At 54.3% G+C, this 3,370-nt stretch carries 6 protein-coding genes; all 6 read right to left on the bottom strand.

The window, feature by feature from the left end; translation table 11 throughout:
* Positions 1 to 67: 67 nt before the first annotated feature.
* Positions 68 to 493: a hypothetical protein gene (locus RTI30_RS13405; protein WP_312284026.1), complete on the bottom strand. Its 426-nt coding sequence runs from the start codon at positions 491 to 493 to the stop codon at positions 68 to 70.
* Positions 490 to 660 (bottom strand): hypothetical protein, encoded by a 171-nt coding sequence (locus RTI30_RS13400; RefSeq protein WP_312262623.1) that lies wholly within the window; start codon positions 658 to 660, stop codon positions 490 to 492. The genes RTI30_RS13405 and RTI30_RS13400 overlap by 4 nt, the downstream gene beginning before the upstream one ends.
* On the bottom strand, positions 657 to 785 hold the full coding sequence (locus tag RTI30_RS13395) for a hypothetical protein (protein WP_312284025.1): 129 nt from the start codon (positions 783 to 785) through the stop codon (positions 657 to 659). The genes RTI30_RS13400 and RTI30_RS13395 overlap by 4 nt, the downstream gene beginning before the upstream one ends.
* A gap of 2 nt (positions 786 to 787) precedes the next feature.
* Positions 788 to 985, bottom strand: coding sequence for a hypothetical protein (locus RTI30_RS13390; protein WP_312262622.1), 198 nt, complete (start codon positions 983 to 985; stop codon positions 788 to 790).
* Between the two features lie 188 nt (positions 986 to 1,173).
* Positions 1,174 to 1,791: a hypothetical protein gene (locus RTI30_RS13385; RefSeq protein WP_312262621.1), complete on the bottom strand. Its 618-nt coding sequence runs from the start codon at positions 1,789 to 1,791 to the stop codon at positions 1,174 to 1,176.
* Positions 1,788 to 3,101, bottom strand: coding sequence for a tyrosine-type recombinase/integrase (locus RTI30_RS13380; protein ID WP_312262620.1), 1,314 nt, complete (start codon positions 3,099 to 3,101; stop codon positions 1,788 to 1,790). The genes RTI30_RS13385 and RTI30_RS13380 overlap by 4 nt, the downstream gene beginning before the upstream one ends.
* Positions 3,102 to 3,370: the final 269 nt, after the last annotated feature.

Below are 3,370 nucleotides of genomic sequence, written 5' to 3'. Positions count from 1 at the left end.
GCGCTATTATGCCGACCCCGGAGTGGCGCCATTACAGCGACCCTGAGATGGCGCCATTATGCCGACCCTAAAATGGCGCCATATTGGTGGCCGTTGACAGGGTTGCCGCTGGATTTAATCGAGGCTCCAGATTGCCCTTTAATGGCATGATAACGCGGAATGCTGGCCTTTCTGGTTCGTGGGAATAGCTGGTATGCAGGAAGGCCGCAAAATCCAACGCAGCGCAGTCTGTAACCGCCACATCAAAGGCCGGTGATACGTCGCCTTTGCTGTCGAAATCCAAGAGAATTGCAGTAACCGCCTGCAAGGTATCCTGAACAACTCGGCCTGAGCCATGGATACCCCAAGAGGCTGCAGGGCGCTCTGATTTGTCCACAACCGAGACTGGTTTATCAAGTGCCGCCGCAAACTCCTCGGCAGTCATGGAAACGTCCTTCCGACTGCTGCGATTTCTCGCGTTGGGAATCTCGGTGAATCGGATAGCGTCAATCATTTTGCGCCCTCCAAAATTACCCGCAAGTCGTCGAGGGCTTCGGCAAGAATAGCCATGTCGTCATCAGTAAGTGCTGCATCGGTGAGTGTCCGAACGGCTACCCATAAATGGGCCAAGGCACGTCTTGCGCTTGGGCTGGTGCTCGTTGTTGTGGCGGATTCGTTCATGGCCGCAGCACCTCCAGCAAAACAGGCATCCAATGCGCCAGCATGTTCTTAAGCCTATGAAGTGTGCTAAACTTTTTGGGTTGGGTAGTGGCTGCGTTTCTTTCGGGGGGCGTGGCTTTTTTCATTTTCAGCCCTCCTTGATAACGCTGTCGAGATAACTATCAAGCCATTCTTTGGGCCAGATAGTGCAGCCAGTGGAGACCTTTTTGCCTTGAGGAATTCGCCCGTTCTTTACTAGCAGTAAAAACGTGGATCGGGAAATTCCAAGATATGCGCCGGCTTCCGGGGCACGGAAAGCACGCGGATTGGGAACCGAGTTTTTCATCAGGCTTACTCCTAGTTGATTGCCTGTACCCCCACTCTTGCAAGAAATATGGCCCCGTCAAGCCCTTTGAACGAAATAGAACAGCAAAAGAAAAGCCCCTGTATTTCAAGGGGCTGTATTGGTTCTATGCAGTCTTGTAATGACGGCTATTTCAGAAATTTAACCGGAAATTTGGAGGAAATTTGCCGTTAGGTTTTTCTGATTTTCCGCTCCTCCTCCACCTGTCCTATAGTCTTGTCTGTAACATGCTTTGCCCATGTCGCGGGTGACGATCCCTTGGCCTCTGGCAAGCCCATAATGTACTCGATAATCTTTTGTTTCCTCGCGGGGGTGCCAGCGTCCAGCGCCTTGCTGATAAACCGCTTGGCGCTCTCTTTGTACCAAGCCCCCCGCTTGGTATGCTCGATATTCCTGAAGCAGCCGACAATCCGCGCTCCATCCGTCATCTGCTCGCCCTGCTCTGCTTCGCCGGGGTAAATCCATTGCCACCATTCGGACGCGGTAAAGCTGGCTGCGGATTCGTCAAAGGTAGCCAGCCACCGATGCAACTCGGCCACCCTCACCCCTAAAGGCTGCTGAAGGTTCCCCTCATCGTCCAGAACCGTGTCTGCTGGCGCTGGCCACCACATCGGCCAGACTATGCACTGAATCTCTCCCCTGCTGGCCGCCGTTGAAAGGATCGTCACGCAAGCGTTCAGCATGGGGATGTAGTCTTTTTCACGGCTCGCGCTTCGGTACTTTTTGAACGTCCACTCGGTCAGAGCAACCGCTGCCGAGTACATTTTGACGATAATTTCCTCACTCATGCTTTTGCCCTCACTGTCGGGATCGGGATTACATTCCCATAGAGCAACTCGTCTAGGTGCTCACCCCATTTCTGCCATGCTGCTGCTGCTTCCGGGCCGAAGTCATACCGCTGATAGATAGCCTTTACACTGCTGTCGTCCCGGTGATTGAGCACGGCTTCAATGACTGCCGGGTTAATCCCTATTGCAGACATCCCGGTAGCGCAGGACCGCCGCAGATCGTGCGGAGTCCATCTGCCCTTGGATAGCAGCAAGCTGCTGGTGTGCTTGGTTCTGGCCTGCCGTTGATTGCCGCCCATCCGGTCGCCAATTTGCGCCGAGAAATTCACCCGCGTAATAGGGGCATCTTCCTTGCGTGGTGATGGTATCGCCCACCTCGACCACCCTGTCAGACTGAACAGCTCCCGAAATTGCCGGAGCGCGAAACCAGAAAGGGCGATAATATGCTCATGGCCATTCTTGGCGTTCTCCGCAGGGATTCGCCAGCGCCGGGTCTCCAGATTGATATGCGCCCATTCCGCGTTGGTAAGCTCTCCCAGCCTGCACCCGGTGGCAAGGCAAATCCACAAGGCAAGCTCGGTTGTGCGGGGAAGATTGGCCTTGGGTAGCGCGTCCCGTAGCTCGATAATCTCATCGTCCTTGAGTACCCGGTCCCGCGTCGGTTGTTTGCCACCCACGTCTGCCACCTTGACCGGGGCAAGTGGATTGACGGGCATTATCTCGCGCATAACGGCCCATGAGAGAAACGTCTTGAGCGTGGTCAACATCCGGTTGCTCATGCGTGGCGCTCTCGCCGCTATACGATCCAAGCAAGCCATAAGGTGCCCACGGGTAACTTTCCCCATTTCGATGTTACCCACTGTTGGGAAAATATCCTTGCGTACCGCCCGGAGTAGATCGGCTCCATCCTTGCGCTTGGATAGCTTGGCCTCATACCACTGATTGAACACCTCCTCGAAGGTGAGCAGGGCCGCCTGTTCCATTTTGGCGATTCTGGCCGCTTCCTCATCTGCCAGCCTTTGCTCATCAGCGTAGGCCACGGGATCAATGCCTCGTGAAAGGATCTTCCGCTGTTCCTCTGCCAAAGATCGAGCATCCGCCAAGGAAACGTCTGGATAGTCTGCCGGACTCTCTCCCTTCTTGAGTCGCAACACTCGCCGCTTGCCCTGGAATTGATAACGGTACTGCCAGGCTTTGGTCCCGTTGGGATAGACACGAAGCTCCAGCCCCGCGCCGTCCCGGAGGATAATTTCCCTATCCGTTGCTTTCGCGTTTCGGATCGCTTTGTCGCTGAGTAGGTTTGCCGCCATGGTGCCCCTCCTGAACAGGTTGTCGGGTTTACCGGTTACACTACCGGTTACACTTGGATTTGGCAAGCATAGGACGGTATAGAATTTGCTTGGACGGTAACTTGCTGTTTTTTATGAATTGCCAGAGAGAGGAAAAACAGCCTTGGACGGTATAAAACGGCTAATATCTTGCTTTGGGAGCAGGATGTCGCAGGTTCGAATCCTGTCTCCCCGACCAATAAAACAGGTACATAGTACAAAGTCACCGTGCAGTGGAATGTTAAGTCTAC

The organism is Candidatus Igneacidithiobacillus taiwanensis (assembly GCF_031962545.1).
GTDB classification, from domain to species: domain Bacteria; phylum Pseudomonadota; class Gammaproteobacteria; order Acidithiobacillales; family Acidithiobacillaceae; genus Igneacidithiobacillus; species Igneacidithiobacillus taiwanensis.
The sequence above is the reverse complement of the archived record's forward strand: the minus strand, read 5'-3'. Positions and strand labels throughout refer to the sequence as shown.

Bases quoted from the DNA above. Each gene is read 5' to 3' on its own strand.
- RTI30_RS13405 (WP_312284026.1), bottom strand. From the start codon at position 493: ATGATTGACGCTATCCGATTCACCGAGATTCCCAACGCGAGAAATCGC.
- RTI30_RS13400 (WP_312262623.1), bottom strand. From the start codon at position 660: ATGAACGAATCCGCCACAACAACGAGCACCAGCCCAAGCGCAAGACGT.
- RTI30_RS13395 (WP_312284025.1), bottom strand. From the start codon at position 785: ATGAAAAAAGCCACGCCCCCCGAAAGAAACGCAGCCACTACCCAACCC.
- RTI30_RS13390 (WP_312262622.1), bottom strand. From the start codon at position 985: ATGAAAAACTCGGTTCCCAATCCGCGTGCTTTCCGTGCCCCGGAAGCC.
- RTI30_RS13385 (WP_312262621.1), bottom strand. From the start codon at position 1,791: ATGAGTGAGGAAATTATCGTCAAAATGTACTCGGCAGCGGTTGCTCTG.
- RTI30_RS13380 (WP_312262620.1), bottom strand. From the start codon at position 3,101: ATGGCGGCAAACCTACTCAGCGACAAAGCGATCCGAAACGCGAAAGCA.